Source organism: Actinomadura sp. ATCC 39365 (assembly GCF_054392275.1).
Genome location: NZ_CP184335.1, coordinates 655,130 through 674,468, shown reverse-complemented (window position 1 = coordinate 674,468; position 19,339 = coordinate 655,130). Strand labels below are relative to the sequence as shown.

Here is a 19,339-nt window from a genome sequence, read left to right as displayed (position 1 = left end):
CGGCGGCGGGACACCGGGCCGGGCACCGCACGCCGGCCCCGCCGCACTTGCTGAACGCGCCGACCGGGGTTGCCACGCCGCCGCACAGATGCAGCCCTACGATCGCCACTGCCTGGCCGGCCGCCTTAGATTGCTGGGGGCGATCGACGATCCGTGCTTCGTTCCTCAGCACGGCTCACTGAGCAGGGTTGTTGCGGTCCAGCTCCATGCCGAGGGTGCTCCAGGTTCTGGGAGCTACACCACGAGATGACGATTAAGACAGCTTCGGTGAGGCAGTGGTTCTGCGGAGAGCCACCTCGTACTGCTGTCTGTCGAAGACAAAAGGACCAAGCGCCCCGAGATCCCAGTTGCGGCGGTGGCCGTTACGGAACCCAGACCAAGTGACGATCTGCTCGGTTACCTCGACCTGCGCGGTCAACGGCCAGCATTCCCACTCACCGCATTCGCAGCCCAGCAGCACCGTCTCTCCTTCGGAAAACCACTGGAGATGGGGTGCCCCGAGGAAGTGAGTGCTTGGCCAGCAGATCAAGTCCCGCTCCAGTAGCCCAGCATAGGCACCCGCGATGCTTGGGTTGGAGGCCAATGGTAGTTCGACGACGCGCGCGAGTTCGATGAGATTGATGCCGTCGATCAGGATGTCCATGTGCGGATAGACGCTGGGGGCGACCGGCCCTACAACGCGGAACTCGATCATATTCACGGCGACACCTTATGTCCTAAATTCAGGATGCCTCGCCACTTTCACACGGTCACGAACGCCCCCGGGCGCCAGGACAGGGCCAAGACCAAGTTTCGGGACGTGCGGGATGAACTGTCGGTTCCGTGGTCGATCAGACGTGCAGGTCGTAAAGCACTCAGCGTCGGAGCTGTCAGCCCGCTGGAAAGCTGGCGGCTACGACGGCGGACGGCGAATGGTTGACCAGAGGCCATTTTTTTTTGAGGAGCCGTTTCGCCGCGTGCTGATTGGTTTGGGACCCTCGGCCGAGTGCGATCTCTCGGAGTAGTTCGGTGAAGAGCTCGATCTCCTCAGGGGTGATCCATGCCAGTGTCCTTGTGACCCAGTAGTCCGACTGCGTCGCCATCAGGCCGCATTGAACAACTGCCCGTAGCGCCTCGGCTAGGTCTGGATCACCAGGACGAAGCAACTCTCTGGCCTGGCCCTCCACCTCCTCCCGTGGCCTCTCCAGCAGCGGGAGGAGTCCTATCCGCGATATCTCAAAGGGAGTGTCCGTGTCCGTAGGACGTGACTCGACGGTCCAAGCTCCCCTGGCAATCACCAACCACGGACCCTGAGGCTTGACAGCCACGACCCTACGCAGCGAAGCATCCTCCATGCCCATCAGCATGGCACGTCGCCTTGGCCAAGATCCGGGGATATATGCGGCGTGATCCACACAGCGACTGCCGAAACCGCCTGGACGTCAGCAGGCCAGCAGGCATGTGATGCGCCAATGGACAGTCCATTTCAAAGCCGACGCCATCCGAAGCCGCGTGCCCGTTGCGTGCCCGCACGGTCGGCGACCATCGGAGAGTCACAGGGGCTCACGATAAGTGGATCTGCTTACCCCAGGCCGGTGTTTTCGCAGCTCAGAATGCATGATGTTGAAGGACTTCCCAAGCTGGCAGGCCATCCTTACCCTCGCCCTCATGACACCACCGCGTGAATTTCCCCCGAACGTCGAGTGTGTTCGTGACATGCGAGGCTTCGCCGGCTATCTGGAGATCATGGCGGATGACTTCGATGCCGACCGTGCCGAGTGCGAACGGCAAGTCCGCGAAGGTAAGCAGTTCGTCGATGGCCGCTGGAGCACCTTGTACGTTGGCGACTTCCTCAGAACTTGGGCGGCGTGGCTCCAGGACGGTTGTATCCGTGAAGGAGCTCCGTTCGAGGGCGATGTTGACCCGCCGACGTGGCAGTCCCTCGCTCTCCAGATCCACGCCGCCCACCTGTACGAGTAGGCCGTCCTGGGAGCCACCTTGGGAGCCACCCGAACGGACGATCATGAACTAGGCCGAACGGATGTGAACGGCCGGAGCTCGATGAGGAGTAGGGCGAACGGCCCTGAACAGTACTGGAGATCGTTTGGGGACCTTGTAAACAGAAGGCGGAGGTGTCGCCTAGTTGCAGTGCTAGTTGCAATCCGGCGCCGTTCCACGTCGTTCCAGACTGACCAGCCGTACCCGTTGGTCCAGGTGGAACTGATCGGGACGGTTGAGATCCGAGCTGCTAATGCGGTTTGGTGGCAACACCATCCGGGGTTCAAATCCCCGATCCTCCGCCAGGTGAAAGGCCCTTCCCCGATCTTCGGGGGAGGGCCTTTTTCGATCTCTGCGGTCGCCGTCGGCTCCTCGCCGGCCTCGACCAGCCCGCCAGGTAGCTCCCACCCCCACCGGTCGAACACGAACCGATGCCGCCACATCAGCAACACGCGCGCCTGCTCGTTCACGACCACGGCGATGGCAGCCCGGTCCAGATGCGCCACATGGTGCTCGAACCGCTCCCCGCCGGGGATCTCCACGTCGGCCATCCTGAGCCGGATCCACCGGTTGTGGTAGATCAACCGCTCGCCATGCACCACCCGGCGCGTCAGCTCAGCGTCATCAGCCACACCGCGCCGTACGAACCGGACGCACCGACCGTGGTTGCCGCGCCGCCGCACAGACGAAGCCCTCACGATCGCCAGGGCATGGCTGGCCACCGTACATGGTCGATCATCGTGGCTGGTCTACGAGTTGACCCCTGAAGCGGCTGATTGCGGCCCAGTCATGCAGGGGCAGAGGACGGTACGACACCAGGCGCGTTCCGAAACGTTGCAAGCGGAGAGGGTGGCGCTTCCCCCTTTACGATCATCACCTGGGTGGGCGAGCACAACAAGACTGTTTCTTGGTTTGTGCCTTCGCCAAGCTGTATCCGTGAACGCCACAAGTAGCGAGGTCTGGGATCCGTTCGGCACCCTCCACAACGCCCTGTGGATCGGAGGTGGGCAATGGGCCGGGAAATCCACCGTTGCCAGGGTGCTGGCCATCCGGTACGAGCTGACCGCCTATCACTACGACTACCACGACGCGCGCGCACACAATGACCGCCGGATCGCCCGCCGAGTGCGACTTGGCGAGCCCACCGCGGATCCTGACCCGGACACCGTCTGGGTGAACACCACCCCTCAAGAGATGGCCGACGAGACCCTGGCCGGCTTTCCCGCGCGGTTCGAGTGGGCGTTGGACGACCTGCGCGGCCTGGTATCGGGGCGACCTGTCGTTGCCGAAGGCTGGGGATTGCGTCCCGAACTGGTCGCTCCCATCATCGACTCGCCCTGTCGGATGATCGTCATGGTGCCGAGCGAAGCATTCCGGCAGCGCCAGCTCCGCGAACTGCCCCGTGCCGGCAGCCTCCGCCTCCAGGTGAGCGACCCTGAGCGAGCACAGGAGAACCGGCTTGCCCGAGACCGCCTCGTCGCCGATGAGGCGGTCCGCTCCGCTTGCCGCTTGGGCATCCGAGTCCTGGAGGTCAATGGCTCCGACGATGCAGAAGTCGTGGCAGACACCGTGGCCGACCACTTCAGCTCCTATCTGTAGCTCACGTAGATCGACGGGTCTTACAACGCAGGTACGTGTCGCCCCTCGTTTGGGATCCAGCGATGCCACGAGGACCTGTCTCGGAGTTACGGTGCTGATCCGCAGGTTCTGCGTTCGCGTCCGGAGATCTCCCTTAGCGTTGGGGCCGTGCGATGATCATGGATCTCACGGCGAGCTCTAGACCTGTTGCAGATGGAAGGCCAAGTCGGGGCCGGAGCAGCCGCGAGCTGTAAAACCGTCGGCTCTGTCCAGAGGAGCTCAAGCCATCGTTCTCCCTGCTCAACGAGGTAGGCGAACGGTTCAACACGCCCCTGCGACACAAGGATCTCGGGCAGCGATCCGATGTCGCAGGAGCAGACCTGGTCCCTGGTCAACGGGTCCGGGTCCGAGTGACCCAGCAGCACCCGTGGGGCGTCATGGTGGAGATCCTGGGGCACGAGGGCATCGGTGCATCGATCGATGGCGCGGCGATCGACAGTCCCTCCGGTGCAGGACGGGCGTGGCTTGGCGAGTATCCGGCTGTTGGGACGGAGGTGGACGCTGTGGTGCAACAGATCCGTCGATGGAGCCCGCCGGCGTGGGCGCGTCGGTGGGGCGGGGATGAACGATGGCTGCGTTCCGGATGAATCGTCACTACGTGTCGGCGTGCTGGCACTCCGCTGCGGTCGCCCACCTGACGCCAATGAGCATGCCGCCATAGGTAATGAGCTCTATGATCAGGTTCGTCCTGATCGTTGTGATTCGGAGAAGATGTCAATCTCATGCGCCGCGCCATGGTCCTTCTGGGTGGCGTTGCCCTCGCCATCGGCGCGTTCGTCCTCTTCTACCGGGGCCCGGGACAACCGTTCATCCGCGGCTACGTGAGCGACGTCGTCGCCACCATGCTGGTCTACGCGTTCTTGGGGCTGTTGTGGCGCACCACCGCCGGGCGCCGCACCCTGGCCACGGCCGCGATCGCCGCCGCCGTCGAGTTCTACCAAATAGTCGGTATGGCCCTGCCGGGGGTCGGCGGTGTCCTGGTCGGCGCGTTCCCCGACCCATGGGACCTGGTCGCCTATGCCATCGGTGTCGTCGTGGCCCTGGTCTGGGAACGCCGATTGGTCCGATCCGGTGATCAGGCCGGCTGACTCTCTGACATCACCCCACCGGCACGCTGACGGTACGGATGCCTCCACAGCGGCGAGGTCATCGGGTTCGTCCTGCGCGGTGGCCGGCCGTCGCAAGGCAGGACCGCCGCATCTCAGGAAAAGCCGGCGCATCGCGTCGCGTTTCTCCTGATCGCGGTCAGTCATTTCCGAGGTCCGCCTATCGGGACCCTTCTGGCTATCCGCCTGGATACACCTGTCCGTCGACCTGGAGTTTTGTATGGCCGCTTACACGTTCCTCAGTCCCGGCCTGCCGAACGGTGCGGTTGGCGTGCCCGTTGCGTGCCCGCTGAGGCGGGGAAGCGCGGGGATGGTGGGGAGTCACGGGGAATGCCACCCGCATGCTGAGCTGCGTCTTCGCTGTTGGAGCGAGATCGGCGTGCGTATTTGCAAGCAGTACATCAGCGGAATCCGATATGCAGCGCGCCAAGTTCACAGGCATACCGAGTTCGACTTGGGCAAGCCGGATTGCTTGTTCTTCTGATCGCTATGGGTTGTAGTTCTGCGCCGTACCATCCCGTTCCGCCAAGACCGCTCGGTCCATATGAGACGGCCTGGGACGGCCAAGACCCGAGCTGCTCATGCGGTTTGGTGGCAACACCATCCGGGGTTCAAATCCCCGATCCTCCGCCAGGCGGAAGGCCCTCTCCCTTGATCGGGGAGAGGGCCTTTTTGATTTTCGAAGGTGTCATAGTCGCAACGACTAGAGATTTCCCCAGAGAGTGGAGGCGAGCTCGCCCGCGTCGCGCACCAGGGGTGTGGATACGTGGGTGTAGCGCTCGGTGGTGGTCACTCGGGTGTGGCCGAGCACTTGCTGAACGATCCGGATGTTCACACCTTGCTCGATGAGGACTGTCGTGGCGGTGTGGCGAGCGTCGTGAATCCGACCTCTCGGACGCCGGCCTGCTGAAGGATGGACTTCCGGCTCTTCCAGTCCTCGGTGCGCTCGATGGGAGAGCCGTGCTTGGTCGCGAACACCAGGAGCGTCGACCTGGCTCAGCAGGAGGTGGTCGTCTCGGCTACGCAGGAATCGGTGCCCGGCCCGCCGTTGGCGGTGTCGGTGCCCGCCCCACCCAGGATCCGGTCGTTGCCGGCTTCGCCGTCGAGGGTGTCGTTGCCGTCGTCGCCGCTGATGTCGTCGTCGCCGTTGCCGCCGAAGACGGTGTCGTTGCCGGCACCGGCGGAGATCCGGTCGTTGCCCGCGAAGGAGAGGATGACGTCGTCGCCGCCCAGCGAGGCGATACGGTCGGCGAACGGTGAGCCGCAGATGACATCGGCGCCCGAGGTGCCGACGATGGTCTGCCCCGAGGTGGCGGTGCGCCGGTCGATGGTGCAGCCCGGTCCGTTTTGGAGCGTCCCGTCGACACTGTTGGTGTTGAAGTAGCCGCTGCCGGTCTCTGCGGGGTTGTTGGTGAGGAGCAGGCCCGTTTCCACGTTCAGCGCGCGGGTTGCGCCCTGGGCCGACGCCACGTCGTCGTGAAGCAAGATGCGGTCGGAGAAGAGGTACGAGTCGTCTTGTGGCCCCAAGATCTGCGAGCGCACCGACTGAGCCGGGACGGGAGCACCGTTGAAGTTGTAGCTTGCGCTCTGCGTCGCGCTCATCCCTGCTTGGTCCATGAGCGCGTAGCCCTGGTAGGTGAACTTGGCGGTGGAAAGCGAGCTCCCCGACGGCGTATGCACGTTCAGCGAGAGCGTGCATTCCTTATCCGAAGCATTACTACCAGGTTCGATGAGCGTCTCGTATGCGCTGAATGTAACCGTGAACGACTTCCCGTCGGGGCTGATCGCCGCCTCCCATGTCCCGGGCGGGCACCCGGTTCCGTTCGCACTGACGCTCGATATGTATGCCTCGGCCGGGTTGGGGGCAGAGGATGCTGCGACCGCGGGCGTCATGACTGCTGCGGTGAGGACGGTGGCGGCGAGTGTACTTGCGGCCAGCTTGGGGAGGGGGTTGCGCATGATGAATGGCATCGGGCATTCCTTTCCGTGGTGAGCATTCCCGGCGAGAACGTTGGGTAAGTTCCTGAGGCTCGTTGACCTGCGTAAGATCGAGCTCTTGAATGGTGTCGCGGTAGCGCGGATGCCGGAGCTGTTCTTTTTGTATCCGCCGACACCGCTGCGATAGTGCGACAAGGGAGATACCCCAGCGTCAAGCATGAAAGACGTACGCACTTTTTATAAGCGGGCAAACAATCAGCAATGAGCGAAACGATGGCGCGTCCTTGATGTCCTAGTATTCGCCATCAAAATGGATATTATCCTGACGTGTGGCTCCCGAAAGTCCCGATTCGCGCAGATATGCCACGATTTAGAGAATCCGGCCCATCGTGCGGCGGTGGGCCGGGGGCAGCAACCGCGCCATATTCGGGCGACCTTGAGCGGTCGTCAATGAACCTTCGAGCAGCGCAAACAACCTGTAGCGATCTCGCTGGCGAGATTTCATGGCTCCGAGGTTTCCGCGCTGGACTCGGCGGTCGGCCTGGGGGGACGGTCTCCCCGTGCTCGGCCTCGTCTCCCGTCGACGCACAAGCTCGTGCTCGTTGGGGAGCCGCTTTGGCTTGCCGGGAGTCTTCAATGGCTGTGCGACTTGTGCGGCATGCCCACCGTCCTCAGTCCGGAAGGCGACGGCGTGGTCATGGATGTCAGGAGCGCCGACGTCCCTGGCAGCCATGCCGTCGTCGCGCCCGGAGAATGTTTGGGAAGCCGTCTCCATGAGTCGAGCAGCGAGCACGCGCGTGTCGACTCGGTAGGTCGGTGCTGAGCGATGGCTACCTTGATGTCCGTCACTCCGCGCTTGGCGATCAGGCGGCAGCGGGGCTGGTCTAGTTGCAATCCCGTCTCGTATATAGCCCGTCCAGGGAGACGGACGCGGCCAGGTGGTCCAGGCGGAACCAATAGGGACACCCAAGACTCGAGCTGCTAATACGGTTTGGTGGCAACACCATCCGGGGTTTAAATCCCTGATCCTCCGTCAGGTCAATGGCTCTTCCCCATCTTCGGGGGAGGGCCTTTCGATCTCTGCGGGACCGTGAGTTGCAGTTGGCCCGTCAGCCCCAGAGGGCGGAGTCCAGTCGCTGGGGTCCTTTCACAACTCGCCTCAAGGACCGCCGCCGGGCTGGTAGGCCATAAACGCTGTGGCGCTCAACGACGCGTGGAACCCTCAGGTGGTCGGTGTTCTTCTAAAAGGTCGGGCGCCGCCGCTGTCGCCACCATGGCCAATCGGGGGATGCGAGCGGATCCGGGGACGTTCGAGCGAGAAAGCTTCTGTCAACGGGAAGTACGAGGCTGTAGAGGTGCGGTCGCGCCCATGGGGGCAATGCCATGAGCACCTGTTCCAGCTCCCCACGCGGATCGTCCTCGTATCAGCCAAGGCATGTGCAGATGGGCAGGAGCCGGGTGGAGGTGCCGGGAATGACTTCCCGCGTCCAAGCCAGCAGCACCGCAGCCACATGACCTGGGCCCAGCCGGGTGTGCTCCAGCGCGATCACTGCAGCCATGGGGCGCGGTCCGAGACCGGGAACCTGATGAATCGAAGCTCTGTGGGTCACGCACATGAATCCTCGGGTGCGAACCGCTGAAGGGCGCCTACGCGGCATGGCCCTTTCTGCACGTAGTCATGAGCGTGATGATCGCATGCCTGCAGCGTGATCTCCAGGTCCCGATCGGCCGAAGCGAACTACACCCCGGCGGGGGACTTCGGCGCCGGGACAGCTGCTGGCGGTCCGGGCGTCTTTCGCACACGTACGATCCCCTGATCTCGGGCGATCGAGCGGGAGGGGCCGATGGGGGTCTTCTCCGACTATTACCGGGCGGCAAACAGGCAGGCCGCTGCGGAGAAGCCCGATAACCCACGTGCAGTTGAGAAGCCCATCCCGGGCGTAGCTACGTTCGACGCCGTGGACGCCAAGTGGATCGACCCCGGCGTGCTCGGCCGGCTCGTAGCCCTTGCTGGAGACGTTCCGTTCAGCTTGGACCTGGTGCAGACGATCACCACCTGTCCGCCGCCCGAGGGCGCTCCGACGACTCTCCCTACAAGGAGGGGCCGGGAATTGAAGAGCTCCCCGCAGACGTGCGCGACACGCTCGCCGGCATCCCGGACAGCAGGTTGGACGAACTCGTTGAGCACTGGGAGCGGATCGAGGAGTTCGCCGACGTGCCACCGGCCGATGGATACCTCGAGAAGCCGCCTGATCTCTGATCAATGAGGCCGAGCCTGTTCACGCCGTCCCCCTCCGGGCTGAGGACGGTCACGGCTCCGGCGCCGGTGGTGTGGTGCGGCGAGTCGTGCCCGGGGTGCTCGACGTACCAGGGCAGTGATCAGAACTGGGCGTTGGTCATCGTGTACCACGTCGGCGCGAAGGTCAGCAGGGCCAGCGCGACCAGGACGGCGAGCGCGCCGAGTACGCGCGGAGTGGTGACGGGCGCGGGGGAGACGGGGCGCATCTTCCAGCGTCCGGCCGTGACGAAGGCCGCGACGCCTCCCAGGAGGAGGTTGGCGGGAACCAGTTCGTACTCGCCGCGCACGATGTGGAAGCCGGCCGCGAGGACCATCGTCAGCGCCAGGCCGGCGGCGGCGAGCGGCGTCAGCATCGGCTTGACCTTCGTCATCGCCGGCAGGATCAGGCCGATGCCGCCGAGCACCTCGACGATCCCGATGAAGACGATCAGGGACTGCGGCACCGCCGCGTACCAGGCCACAGCCCGGGGCGCCGCCGCGTACAGGACGTCGTCGTACAGCAGCACCTTGCCGAAGCCGCTGCCGGCGAAGAAGAAGCCCCACAACGCTTGAAGTGACCAGAGTGCGCCGTTGAGGGTGAACCTCAGTCTGCGTGCCTTGGGCTGCTGCTCGACGTCCGTGATGCTGAGGAGGTTCTCGCTGACGTGGTGGCTCATGTCCTGTCACTGCCTTTTCTGATCGGATTCGCGGGGGAACTCGCCGGTGCTTCGGGCCTTCGTCAGTACGTGGTGATCGGTGCGTGCTGACGGGGCTTATCCGAGCACGGAAGCGAGGTCGTGCGCATCGTCCGTGGGACAGGGTGGGACACGAGAGAGGCGGTCCGCCTGCGGAAACGTGAGTTATGCCGTAACCGTGGGATGGGACGGTCCACACGCGAGGCCCGCGCGTGCACCGCTCGGCGGTCGGGCGGGCGCCGCAGGGTGGGGAAGGTGTTCCTGCGGCGCCGAACCGCGGCCCGGCTCCCGGGCGTCAGTCCTGGAGGACCGAGAGGACGTTGCCCGCCGGGTCGGTGAACCAGGCGATCAGGGGGTCGCCGCCGCGGAAGATGCCCCTTTCGTCGGTCTTCAGGTGCTCGTAGCGCTGGAACTGCACGCCGCGGGCCGCCAGGGCGTCGACGGTCTGCTCGATGTCCTCGACCGGGAAGTTGAGGATGGTGAAGGTTGCGGGGACGTGGTCGGGTTTGGGGTAGACCAGGATGTCGGTGCCGCCGGTGATGTGCAGGGTCAGCAGGCCGTTCGACTCCGACACCTCCAGCCCCAGGGTGTCGCCGTAGAACGCCTTCGCGGCGGCCAGATCGTCGACGGAGAATCCGCTGAACGCCTTCGTCTTGCCGAACATCGTCACATCGCCTTCCGGTGTTCCTCGCTGAGCTGGATGATCTGGACGTAGTTGCCGTCGGGATCGATCGCCGTGGCGAACAGGCTGCCCTCGCGGTCCTCGAGCTCGGCCAGCCAGGACACGCCCGCCTCCTCCATCCGGGCGGCGATCGCGCGCGCGTCCGGGACGTCGAAGTTGAGTATCACCCGTCCGGGCTCGGGATTCTTGTCCGCCACGTCGGCCCGGGTGTCGATGATCAGGTGAAAGTCGCCGAACGTCAGCACGCCGTAGTGGGTGACGTCGGTGTCGGACTCGGGGTCGAGCACGGTGGCGTACCAGGCGCGTAGTCGTGCCGGGTCGGTGCTGGCCAGGAGCAGGCTGTTCAGGATGGGGCGCGTCATCGTTGCCTCCCGATGGTCGGTGCGGCGGAGGGGATCCGCTTTCGGGAGGGCAGACTCGACCGGGCGTGGGAACTCATCGGTGGCGCGCGAACGGATTTCCTGAAGGTGCCGGGCGTTCCTGGAGGAGTGGGGGCCCTGGACGAGAGGGTCAGACATCCCTGGACGTTGAGTGTCAAGCGGTGAGGTCGTAGTCGTGGTGTGACCAGGCGGTTGCTTGGTCGTAGTGGCTGTGGGTTTTGAGGCAGCCGTGGAAGATGCCGACCAGGCGGTTGCCGACTTGGCGCAGGGCGGCGTTATGGCTGATGTCGCGGGCTTTGAGCTGGTCGTAGTAGGCGCGGACTGCACGGTCGTGGAGGATGGCGCAGGACGCCTGGAGATGGAGGGCGTCGACGAGCCGGTCGTTGTGAACAAACCGGGCCTGGACGACCCGTGTCTTGCCGGACTGGCGAGTGATCGGGCTGGTGCCGGCGTAGTTCTTGCGGGCTTTGGCGGAGGCGTACCGGTTCTTGGCGTCTCCGAATTCGGCGAGCACCCGGGCGCCGAGGACGACGCCGATGCCGGGCTGGCTGAGGATGACCTCAGCGTCCGGGTGCCGGCCAAAATGGGCCTCGACCTCGCCCTGGAGGGTCTTGATCTCGGTGTTGAGGACGGCGATGATCGCGGCTAGTGATTTCACGGTCGAGGCGTAGGCGGTCGTGACGAGTGGCGCCTGGCCCAGGTGTTGCGCGCGCAGCACGTCCTGGATCGCGACGGCTTTGCCAGGGATATCGCGGCGGCCCTTCAGGCAGGCACTGATCTGGCTGATCGTCAGCTTGGCCGCGGCTTCGGGGGCGGGGGCCTTGGCCAGCAGCTTCAGCACGGCCTGGCTGGTGAGGCCGAGGGGCTTGTATGCCTCCAGAGCGGCTGGGAAGTAGTCCCGCAACGCGACCCGCAGCCGGAGCATGTGTCTCGTGCGCTCCCACAGCAGCGTCTGATGCGCCCGCGTGACGACCTTGACCGCCTCGGCGATCTCGGAGTCCCCGGCCACCTCGCGGAGCTGGTGACGGCGGGTGCGGATCATATCCGCGAGCGCATGGGCGTCACCCTTGTCGCTCTTGGCGCCAGAGGAACTGAGGATCTCCCGGTGCCGAGCCGCTTGCTTGGGGTCGACCCCGAACACCTGGTACCCGGCCGCGACCAGCGCCCGCACCCAGGGCCCTCGATCGGTCTCGATACACACCAGCACCTCGCGGGGATCGGCATCCTCGGCGACGAACCGGCCCACCAGGTCGTGGAACCGGGTGACCCCGGCCATCCCCTCGGGCAGCCGAACTCGCTTCAACACCTTCCCAGCCTCGTTCTGGACCTCGACGTCGTGGTGATCTTCAGCCCAGTCATCCCCAACGAACAGCACAACGACCTCCACGATCGACAACAGGACACGGAAGCCCGCAGGAGCCGGTCGGCGACCTAATGGACCAGTGCTCACCCAACCATCGGAGGGCACGACATCCCATCAGCGATCAAAGACCCCTGACCACCAGTGAGGGCACGATCTGACCCTAGGATTCAAGATCCAGGCGGCGAGAGTGCTCACTCACCAGCGGCTACCAGGCACCGAGTCTGCCCGATCAGCAGCCACGGTAGCTCCCATTAGGCGGTGCGGAGGGTCAGGCCGTACGCGCTGAGGATCTCGTTGACGGGCTGGTAGTACGTCGTGCCGCCCGTGCTGCAGTTGCCGGAGCCGCCCGAGGTCACGCCCTGGGCCTGGCCGCCCGAGATGAACGGTCCGCCGGAGTCGCCGGGTTCGGCGCACACGTTGGTGCGGGTCAGGCCGTACACGGTGCCCTGGGCGTAGGTGATGGTGGCGTTGTGCTGCTGGACGGTGCCGCAGTGCCAGCCGGTGGTCGGCCCGGCACGGCAGACGGACGCGCCCACCGTCGACTGGACCGAGCCGCGTACGGTCACCAGCGTCCCGCCGGGGCCGCGGACGTACGGCTGCGCGGTGTGCCCGGGGGTGGCGACCCACGCGTAGTCGTTGCCCGGGAAGGACGAGCCCTGGAAGGTGCCGGCTGGTGACTTGACCAGGTCGCCGGTGTGCCCGCAGTGTCCCGCGGTGACGAAGCCCTGGACGCTGCCCTTGGTGACCGAGAAGCCGATCGTGCAGCGCATCGAGCCGACGTAGAAGGGGTCGCCGCCGATGATGTCGGCGTACGTGCGGGGGAGCTCGGCGGCCGGCGCCACCACGACGGCCGCACTGCGCGCGGCCGCCACCAGGGCGGCGGCCGGTGCGGACCCGGACGGGGAGGCGACCTGGAGGACGACCCGGTTCGCGCGGACGTCGGCGTACCAGAGGGCGGGGCCCGTCCGGATGCGGCGGGCGGCCTGGTCCAGGCGGCGGACGACGGCGTCCAGCTCCGACAGCGAGTGCCGCACGACGACAGGGCGCGCCCCCCGGGCCGAGATCGCGGCGGTCCGGGCGGGGTCGGTGGTGGCGACGACGAGGGCGGAGGCGTCCTCGGTCAGCCATGACCCGCCGTAGGAGTCGCCCAGCGAGGCGGCCAGTTCGGCCTCCAGGGCGGCGGCATGCCGCTCGTTCGCCAGCCGGGTGACCACTGCGGGCTCCGAGAGGCCGAGGTCGCGCGAGAGCGCCTCGATCACGGGGTCGGACGCCGCGTGGGCGGGGGTGGCCAGGCAAGCGGCCACGAGGGTGATGCCTGCCACTGCACAGCGAAACATGCCGCCGCTCCTCGATGGGGGGTTCTGTCACGGTAACGGCTGACAGCCAAATGAGGAGATACCAAATATTTCCTATTAAGGCGATATGCCCGTCTTTCCGGCCACCGGCCACAAATGGAGATTTTTCGACCTAAAGTTGTAACTGGTGGTATGTCGGTATCGTATTGGGCCTGGAGGTGTTCCCTATGGGTAATGGTGTTCGTCATTTCGCCGGGGCCGCGGTGGGGGTCGCCGCGATCCCGTTGATCGCGGCCGGTCTCCTGTACGGACCCCGCGCGACCACGTCCGTCCTCGACTGGACGGCGACGGCGGCGCTGGCGGGGATCGCGGTCCTCATCGGAGTCCTGGCCGGTTCCCGGATTTCCCCGGTCGCCTCGCTGCTGCCCGGCCTGGCTTTCACGGCCCTGGCCGGGGCGACGGTCGTGCGGGCCGCCACGGGAGGCGACCGGAGAATGGGATTCGACCTGGTGCCCGCCGATTATCTGGACGCGTACGCGGCATTGCTGAATACCTGGTCGTTGGTGGTCGGCGGCATTCTGCTGACCGCTTCGGTGTTCCCGTCCCGGTGGCGGGCGCGCCGGGGCGGGGCGGCGGCTCCGGAGAAGGAGGGGGAGGAGCCGCCGCCGCTGCCCAAGCGCGTCCCGTTCGCGTCGAAGAGGATCACATCGGCGCGACCCGCTCCCGGGCCAGCCACAGGGCGATGACCACGTACGGCAGGATCAGGAGGGCGAACGTCGTGCCGTGGGACAGGAACGGCGATCCTGCGCCGTAGGCCGTGTAGACGGCCAGGGTGACCACGTTCGTCCCGAGCCCGGCCACCGACGTCACGGTGGCCCGCTGGCCGCCCGAGACACGTTCCTGCAGCCGCGTGTCGGCCACCACGCCGGCCATCTGGAACGCCCCGAAGGCGCCGGCGACCAGCAGGAACCCGGCCGGATGCGGAACCAGCGCGCCCGCCGCCATGGCCAGCGCCGCCAGCGCCAGGACCAGCGCGAACGACCGCTCGCTCAGGCGGCGGGCGGGCCCCGCCAGCAGGCCGCCCGCCGCGGCCCCGACCCAGACGGCCAGGACGAGCAGCGGAACGGCCGTCCTGGGCGCACCGGTCTCGGCGGCCAGGAAGGGCACGTACTCCTCCAGCGCACCCCAGATCGCCGTCACGACGGAGATCAGGACGATCGCTTCGAGCACGTTCCGATCGGTACGGGCCTCGGCCACACCGGCCCGCAGAACCGCGAGATACCGCCCATCCGAATCAGCGGACGCCGCTCGGGCAGGACGCCGCTCGGGCAGGGTCAGCGCGGTCGCCGCGCACAACAGGCAGGCCACCACGCTGGCCACCCCCACCGCCGGATAACCGCCGATCGCGAAGACGGGCGTGGCGAGGGCGATCGCCGACGCGGCGGCGGCGATGCCGATCGAGTGGGCCCGGCCCATGATCGCGGCGTACCGGCTCTGGAGGCCCCGGCGTTCGAGCTCCTCGTACGCGAGCGCCTCGAAGGCGCCCGAGACGAGCGCGCCCTCGGCTCCCCACAACACGAAGCCCAGCGCGAAGGCCCAGTAGGACGGGAACAGCACCCACAGTGCGAAGCCGGCGCCGGCCAGCAGCGGGCCGAGGAACAACAGCAGTCGGCGGGACACCGCGTCGGCCCAGGCGCCGGAGGGGATCTCCAGCACCATGCCGGTCACGGACCAGATGACGAACAGCGAGGACGTCTCGGCCACCGAGAGCCCGGAATCGGTGAACAGCAGCGTGTACACCGGGTAGAGCAGGACGAACTCGCCGAGGAACGTGTAGACGTAAAGCTTGGGGACGAACATGCGGCCCTCTCGGAAGGGGCGGACAGGGACTCCGTCTGGTGCTCGGCACCTCGGAGGCCCGCGCGCGCTCCTGCCGCGTCGGCCGCTGGTGGTTCATCAATGTCGCCAGTGCATGCCCGGAGTCTAACCCCGGCCCGCCTCCCCGCGCTCGCCCGTACGCGCTAGGCGGACCTGGCCGGCTCCTCGGGCAGCGGGATCCACTTGTGCGCCCAGGTGACCAGCTCGTCGAGGACCGGACGCAGCTCCTGGCCCATCTCCGTCAGGTGGTACTCGACCCGCACCGGCGACGTGGCCAGCACGCGCCGCTCGACGAGCCCGGCCGTCTCCAGCTCGCGCAGCCGGCGGGCCAGCATCGTGTCGTTGATGCCGGGGATGGCCGCCTTGAGAGCGGCGTAACGATGGGCGCCCTTGAAGATCATGTGGATCACGGCCCCCGACCACCGGGCGCCGATCAGTTCGAGGGCGACGTGGAACCGGACGCAGACGGAATGGGGGCTCACGGGGGTGATCCTAGCATTTGCTAAGAAATGTTTAGTTACTCAATAATGTTGAGGTATCAACCACCTGAGGAGGAACCCCATGGACAAGCCGGTCCTGCAGATCATCGTCGCCAGCACCCGCCCCGGCCGTGCCGGGCGCGAGGTCGCCGAGTGGTTCAGGAGCCGGGCCGTCGCCGCCGGCCACTTCGACGTCGAGCTGGTCGACCTCGCCGAGGTGGGCCTGCCGTTCCTCGACGAGCCGAACCACCCCAAGCTCAAGCAGTACGTGAACGCCCACACCAAGGAGTGGAGCGCCACCGTCGACCGGGGTGACGCCTTCGTGTTCGTGACCCCCGAGTACAACCACAGCTTCACGGCCGTGCTGAAGAACGCTCTGGACTACCTGCACCACGAGTGGCAGCACAAGGCGGCGGGGTTCGTCAGTTACGGCGGGATCTCCGGCGGCACCCGGGCGGTGAACGGCCTGCGCCAGGTCGTCAGCACGCTGAAGATGATCCCCGTGGTCGAAGCCGTCAACATCCCCTTCTACCAGCAGTTCATCGCCGAGGACGGCACCGTGGCGCCCAACGACGTCATGATCGCCGCCGCCGACGCCATGCTCGCCGAGCTGGCCAAGCTCACCGGCGCGCTGCGTCCCATGCGGCTGGCCTCCGCCTGAGCTACGCTGCCGGTCGTGGCGCTGGCAGTGGATGTGGTGGTCCGTTACCGCAAGGCCGTGACGTACGGCGTGCACGCGGTGCTCGCCGCCCTGGAGACCTCGGGCGTGGAGCACCGGCAGCTGCTGGGCGTCACCCCGGAGGAGACGGCGGCCCACATCGCGGCGAGCGGGGCCGACCGGGTGCTCGTGCTCTGGTCGTTCTACTCGCCCGACGCCGAGGCCATGGCCGCCGAGCTGGCCGCCGTCAGATCGCTCAGCGGCGGCCGGGGGCTGCACGTCGCCGGCGGGGTGCACGCCACCGCCGAGCCGCAGCAGGTCATCGACGCCGGCTGGGACCTGGCCGCGATCGGCGAGGGCGAGTCCACGATCATCGCCCTGGTGGAGGCGCTGCGGCGGGACGAGCCGCTGACGACCGTGCCGGGCCTCGCGGTCAAGGACGGCGACGGCGTCGCGCTCAGGACGCGCCCGGCCCCGCAGCTCCCGCTCGACGCGTTCCCGTCGTTCCTGGGGCGTAAGGGGCCGATCGAGATCACCCGGGGATGCCGGTACACCTGCCGGTTCTGCCAGACGCCGTTCATGTTCGGCGGCCAGTTCCGCCACCGGTCGGTGGCGAGCGTGCGCCGGCACGTCAAGGGCATGGTCGAGCAGGGGCTGCGTGACGTGCGGTTCATCACGCCGACCTCGCTCTCCTACGGCTCGCCGGGCCCCGATCCCGATCTCGGCGCGGTGGAGGAGCTGCTGGCGGGGGTCAAGGAGGAGCTGCCGCCGCACGGCCGGGTGTTCTTCGGCAGTTTCCCCTCCGAGGTGCGGCCCGAGCACGTCACGCCCGAGGCCATGCGGCTGCTCAAGCGGTACGTCGCCAACGACAACCTGATCATCGGCGCCCAGTCGGGGTCCGACCGGGTGCTGGCCGCCTCGGGTCGCGGGCACGGCACCTCGCCCGTGCGCGACGCCGTCAGGATCGCCGTCGAGCACGGCTTCAGGCCGAACGTCGACTTCATCTTCGGCATGCCGGGGGAGTCGGAGGAGGACCAGCGCCAGTCGCTCGTGCTGGCCGGTGACCTGGCCGAGCTGGGCGCCCGCATCCACACGCACACGTTCATGCCGCTGCCCGGCACGCCCTGGCGGGACGCCGAGCCCGCGTTCATCCCGCTCACGACCGTGCGGGAGCTCGACCGGCTGGCCCAGCGCGGCGACGCGTACGGCCATTGGCGCCGGCAGGCCGAGCACTCGGCCCGGCTGGCCGAGACGGCCAAGGCGTACCCGCGCCGCACCCGCCGCCGCAGAACGGACTGAAGGCCACGAAACGCTACGCGCGGAACAGGCCGGTCAGTCGTCGTCGGTGAGTCGTTCCAGCGCGCGGTTGATGGAGTCGCCGAGCGGCCGCAGAACCTCGGAGAGCGCCTCGGCCAGCGGCCTGAGGATCTCCGTCGCCTCGTCCAGCAGGTCGGGCGACTTGTGCTCGGGAGGCGCCCAGCGCATGGCGTCCGCGCTCAGCGTCTCCCATTCGTCCACGACGCCGTCGATGGCGTCGAGGACGTGATCCGGATCGTTTGGCATGACCCTCTCCGGAACAAATCGGTCGGATACCTGCCACGGTACCTTCAGGCCGGGATCGACACCCCTACCCCGCCCCGGGTCTGCGCGCCGTACCGCTCCTTGTCGGCGGCCAGGTCGAGCGGGCGGATGGCGGACCGGGCGGCCAGCGTCTCGTCCGTGATCAGCGAGGCGGGCACGAGCCAGGAGACCTCGAACTCCAGCCCGTCGGGGTCCTTGGCGTACAGCGCCTTGGTCGTCCCGTGGTCGGAGGCGCCGACGAGGGAGCCGAGCTCGCTCAGGGTCACCGCGATGCGCTCCAGCTCGTCGAGCGTGTCGACCTCCCACGCCAGGTGGTAGAGCCCGACGGCGGTGCGTCCGGCGGGCGAGGGACCGGCGCCCGCGCCGATCTCGAACAGCCCGAGGTCGTGGTCGTTGCTGGAGCCGGGGGCCTGGAGGAACGCGGCGCCGCGCATGCCCATGACCACCTCGAATCCGAGCGCCTCCCGGTAGAAGGCCACGCTGCGCTCCACGTCACGGACGTAGAGGACCGCGTGATTGAGCCTGTGGACCGGCATGGTCGTCCCCTTTCACCTGGTTCTCCCGGCCAGAGTATATGAGAGTTCAACTAAAATGAGAGGGTGACCCGATGGCTGGATCCGGACGAGCAGCAGACCTGGCGTGACTTCCTGGCAGCCGGCCAGCTCATCAACGAGGCGCTGGACCGGCAGCTCCAGCGCGAGGCGGGCATGCCGCACACCTATTACGTGATCCTGGTGGCCCTGTCGGAGGCGCCGGGCCGGTCGATGCGCATGAGCGAGCTGGCCGCCAGGGCCCAGAGCTCCCAGAGCCGCCTGTCGCACGCCGTGGCCCGCCTGGAGGAGCGCGGCTGGGTGCGCCGCGAGCGCTGCCCGGCCGACGGCAGGGGCAACGTCGCCGTCCTGACGGACGAGGGGTTCGCCACGCTGGCCTCCGCCGCCCCCGGCCACGTCGAGGAGGTGCGCCGGAGCCTGTTCGACGTCCTCACCCGCGAGCAGGTCCGCGAGCTCGGCGCGATCTGCTCGGCCGTGCGGGGCGCGCTGGAACGGTAGAACGCCCGGCCGTGCGGGACACGCTGGAGCGGTAGCGAGCGAACTGTCACGGCCAGGCCGTAGCCTCTCCCGGTAGCCGAACGAGGGGATTGCCGATGCACCACACCGAAGAGGCACTGTTCCGGACGGTCCACGGCATCGCCGGGTTGATGGCGGGCCAGCCCGTGCCCGTCGTCATGGAGGCGTTGCTGCGCCACCTGCCCAAGGCTCCAGGTCTCGAGGTGGCGGAGATCCGCAAGATCGCGGAGGAGATCAGCGTCGGCCGCGACCCCTCGGGGCTGTGAATCACCCAGAATTGCCCCTGATTGTGGCTCCCGAGCGGGGATACCATCTCAACCATCT

General features: G+C 67.0%; 23 protein-coding genes. 9 read left to right on the top strand and 14 right to left on the bottom strand.

Annotation, left to right across the window (positions count from 1 at the left end; translation table 11 throughout):
* Positions 1-253: 253 nt before the first annotated feature.
* A complete protein-coding gene (locus tag ACNF49_RS03645; RefSeq protein ID WP_498702019.1) occupies positions 254-700 on the bottom strand; it encodes a hypothetical protein in 447 nt (148 codons plus the stop codon).
* Positions 701-869: 169 nt separating this feature from the next.
* On the bottom strand, positions 870-1,346 hold the full coding sequence (locus ACNF49_RS03640; RefSeq protein ID WP_482942790.1) for a hypothetical protein: 477 nt from the start codon (positions 1,344-1,346) through the stop codon (positions 870-872).
* A 250-nt stretch (positions 1,347-1,596) separates the two neighbouring features.
* On the opposite strand from ACNF49_RS03640, the gene ACNF49_RS03635 reads away from it, so the two are divergent.
* Positions 1,597-1,959, top strand: coding sequence for a hypothetical protein (locus tag ACNF49_RS03635; protein ID WP_482942789.1), 363 nt, complete (start codon positions 1,597-1,599; stop codon positions 1,957-1,959).
* A 41-nt stretch (positions 1,960-2,000) separates the two neighbouring features.
* Here the strand turns inward: ACNF49_RS03635 and ACNF49_RS03630 are convergent, their stop codons facing one another.
* Complete coding sequence (locus ACNF49_RS03630; RefSeq protein ID WP_498703787.1) at positions 2,001-2,528, bottom strand: NUDIX hydrolase; 528 nt, start codon at positions 2,526-2,528, stop codon at positions 2,001-2,003.
* Between the two features lie 385 nt (positions 2,529-2,913).
* On the opposite strand from ACNF49_RS03630, the gene ACNF49_RS03625 reads away from it, so the two are divergent.
* Complete coding sequence (locus tag ACNF49_RS03625) at positions 2,914-3,576, top strand: hypothetical protein (RefSeq protein ID WP_357983206.1); 663 nt, start codon at positions 2,914-2,916, stop codon at positions 3,574-3,576.
* Between the two features lie 761 nt (positions 3,577-4,337).
* Entirely contained in the window at positions 4,338-4,703 is a 366-nt protein-coding gene (locus tag ACNF49_RS03620) for a DUF2809 domain-containing protein (RefSeq protein ID WP_482942788.1), read from the top strand.
* Positions 4,704-5,424: 721 nt separating this feature from the next.
* On the opposite strand, the gene ACNF49_RS03615 is transcribed toward ACNF49_RS03620, so the two are convergent.
* Together ACNF49_RS03615 and ACNF49_RS03610 are read right to left on the bottom strand one after the other, a co-directional pair.
* Complete coding sequence (locus tag ACNF49_RS03615; protein ID WP_498703785.1) at positions 5,425-5,655, bottom strand: tyrosine-type recombinase/integrase; 231 nt, start codon at positions 5,653-5,655, stop codon at positions 5,425-5,427.
* Between the two features lie 62 nt (positions 5,656-5,717).
* A complete protein-coding gene (locus tag ACNF49_RS03610; RefSeq protein WP_482942787.1) occupies positions 5,718-6,692 on the bottom strand; it encodes a DUF4360 domain-containing protein in 975 nt (324 codons plus the stop codon).
* Between the two features lie 2,098 nt (positions 6,693-8,790).
* Between ACNF49_RS03610 and ACNF49_RS03605 the strand changes: the two genes are divergently transcribed.
* Entirely contained in the window at positions 8,791-8,919 is a 129-nt protein-coding gene (locus ACNF49_RS03605; RefSeq protein ID WP_357965905.1) for a hypothetical protein, read from the top strand.
* 119 nt (positions 8,920-9,038) lie between these two features.
* Here the strand turns inward: ACNF49_RS03605 and ACNF49_RS03600 are convergent, their stop codons facing one another.
* The 5 genes from ACNF49_RS03600 to ACNF49_RS03580 all read right to left on the bottom strand — a co-directional run bounded on the left by ACNF49_RS03600 (position 9,039) and on the right by ACNF49_RS03580 (position 13,394).
* Positions 9,039-9,614, bottom strand: coding sequence for a DoxX family protein (locus ACNF49_RS03600; protein WP_482942786.1), 576 nt, complete (start codon positions 9,612-9,614; stop codon positions 9,039-9,041).
* A 313-nt stretch (positions 9,615-9,927) separates the two neighbouring features.
* On the bottom strand, positions 9,928-10,296 hold the full coding sequence (locus ACNF49_RS03595; RefSeq protein ID WP_482942785.1) for a VOC family protein: 369 nt from the start codon (positions 10,294-10,296) through the stop codon (positions 9,928-9,930).
* A 2-nt stretch (positions 10,297-10,298) separates the two neighbouring features.
* On the bottom strand, positions 10,299-10,676 hold the full coding sequence (locus ACNF49_RS03590; protein WP_357965914.1) for a VOC family protein: 378 nt from the start codon (positions 10,674-10,676) through the stop codon (positions 10,299-10,301).
* Between the two features lie 172 nt (positions 10,677-10,848).
* Complete coding sequence (locus ACNF49_RS03585; RefSeq protein WP_357989098.1) at positions 10,849-12,069, bottom strand: IS110 family RNA-guided transposase; 1,221 nt, start codon at positions 12,067-12,069, stop codon at positions 10,849-10,851.
* A gap of 239 nt (positions 12,070-12,308) precedes the next feature.
* Entirely contained in the window at positions 12,309-13,394 is a 1,086-nt protein-coding gene (locus ACNF49_RS03580; RefSeq protein WP_482942784.1) for a S1 family peptidase, read from the bottom strand.
* Positions 13,395-13,579: 185 nt separating this feature from the next.
* Between ACNF49_RS03580 and ACNF49_RS03575 the strand changes: the two genes are divergently transcribed.
* Positions 13,580-14,098 (top strand): hypothetical protein, encoded by a 519-nt coding sequence (locus ACNF49_RS03575; RefSeq protein WP_498702010.1) that lies wholly within the window; start codon positions 13,580-13,582, stop codon positions 14,096-14,098.
* Here the strand turns inward: ACNF49_RS03575 and ACNF49_RS03570 are convergent.
* Both ACNF49_RS03570 and ACNF49_RS03565 read right to left on the bottom strand, forming a co-directional pair.
* Complete coding sequence (locus ACNF49_RS03570) at positions 14,055-15,212, bottom strand: MFS transporter (RefSeq protein ID WP_357965920.1); 1,158 nt, start codon at positions 15,210-15,212, stop codon at positions 14,055-14,057. The genes ACNF49_RS03575 and ACNF49_RS03570 overlap by 44 nt on opposite strands.
* Positions 15,213-15,373: 161 nt before the next feature.
* Positions 15,374-15,712 (bottom strand): winged helix-turn-helix transcriptional regulator, encoded by a 339-nt coding sequence (locus tag ACNF49_RS03565; protein ID WP_357965923.1) that lies wholly within the window; start codon positions 15,710-15,712, stop codon positions 15,374-15,376.
* 79 nt (positions 15,713-15,791) lie between these two features.
* Here ACNF49_RS03565 and ACNF49_RS03560 point away from each other — a divergent pair, with 79 nt between their 5' ends.
* Complete coding sequence (locus tag ACNF49_RS03560; RefSeq protein ID WP_357965924.1) at positions 15,792-16,370, top strand: NADPH-dependent FMN reductase; 579 nt, start codon at positions 15,792-15,794, stop codon at positions 16,368-16,370.
* A gap of 15 nt (positions 16,371-16,385) precedes the next feature.
* Positions 16,386-17,666 carry a TIGR04013 family B12-binding domain/radical SAM domain-containing protein gene (locus ACNF49_RS03555; protein ID WP_482942782.1) on the top strand — a complete coding sequence of 427 codons (1,281 nt, stop codon included), beginning with the start codon at positions 16,386-16,388 and terminating at the stop codon, positions 17,664-17,666.
* Between the two features lie 33 nt (positions 17,667-17,699).
* Here the strand turns inward: ACNF49_RS03555 and ACNF49_RS03550 are convergent, their stop codons facing one another.
* Both ACNF49_RS03550 and ACNF49_RS03545 read right to left on the bottom strand, forming a co-directional pair.
* A complete protein-coding gene (locus ACNF49_RS03550) occupies positions 17,700-17,930 on the bottom strand; it encodes a hypothetical protein (RefSeq protein WP_352318077.1) in 231 nt (76 codons plus the stop codon).
* 44 nt (positions 17,931-17,974) lie between these two features.
* Positions 17,975-18,484, bottom strand: coding sequence for a VOC family protein (locus ACNF49_RS03545; protein ID WP_358007032.1), 510 nt, complete (start codon positions 18,482-18,484; stop codon positions 17,975-17,977).
* 63 nt (positions 18,485-18,547) lie between these two features.
* Here ACNF49_RS03545 and ACNF49_RS03540 point away from each other — a divergent pair, with 63 nt between their 5' ends.
* Together ACNF49_RS03540 and ACNF49_RS03535 are read left to right on the top strand one after the other, a co-directional pair.
* Positions 18,548-18,997 (top strand): MarR family winged helix-turn-helix transcriptional regulator, encoded by a 450-nt coding sequence (locus ACNF49_RS03540; protein WP_482942781.1) that lies wholly within the window; start codon positions 18,548-18,550, stop codon positions 18,995-18,997.
* Between the two features lie 95 nt (positions 18,998-19,092).
* On the top strand, positions 19,093-19,281 hold the full coding sequence (locus ACNF49_RS03535) for a hypothetical protein (protein ID WP_357965933.1): 189 nt from the start codon (positions 19,093-19,095) through the stop codon (positions 19,279-19,281).
* The last annotated feature ends 58 nt before the right edge of the window (positions 19,282-19,339 follow it).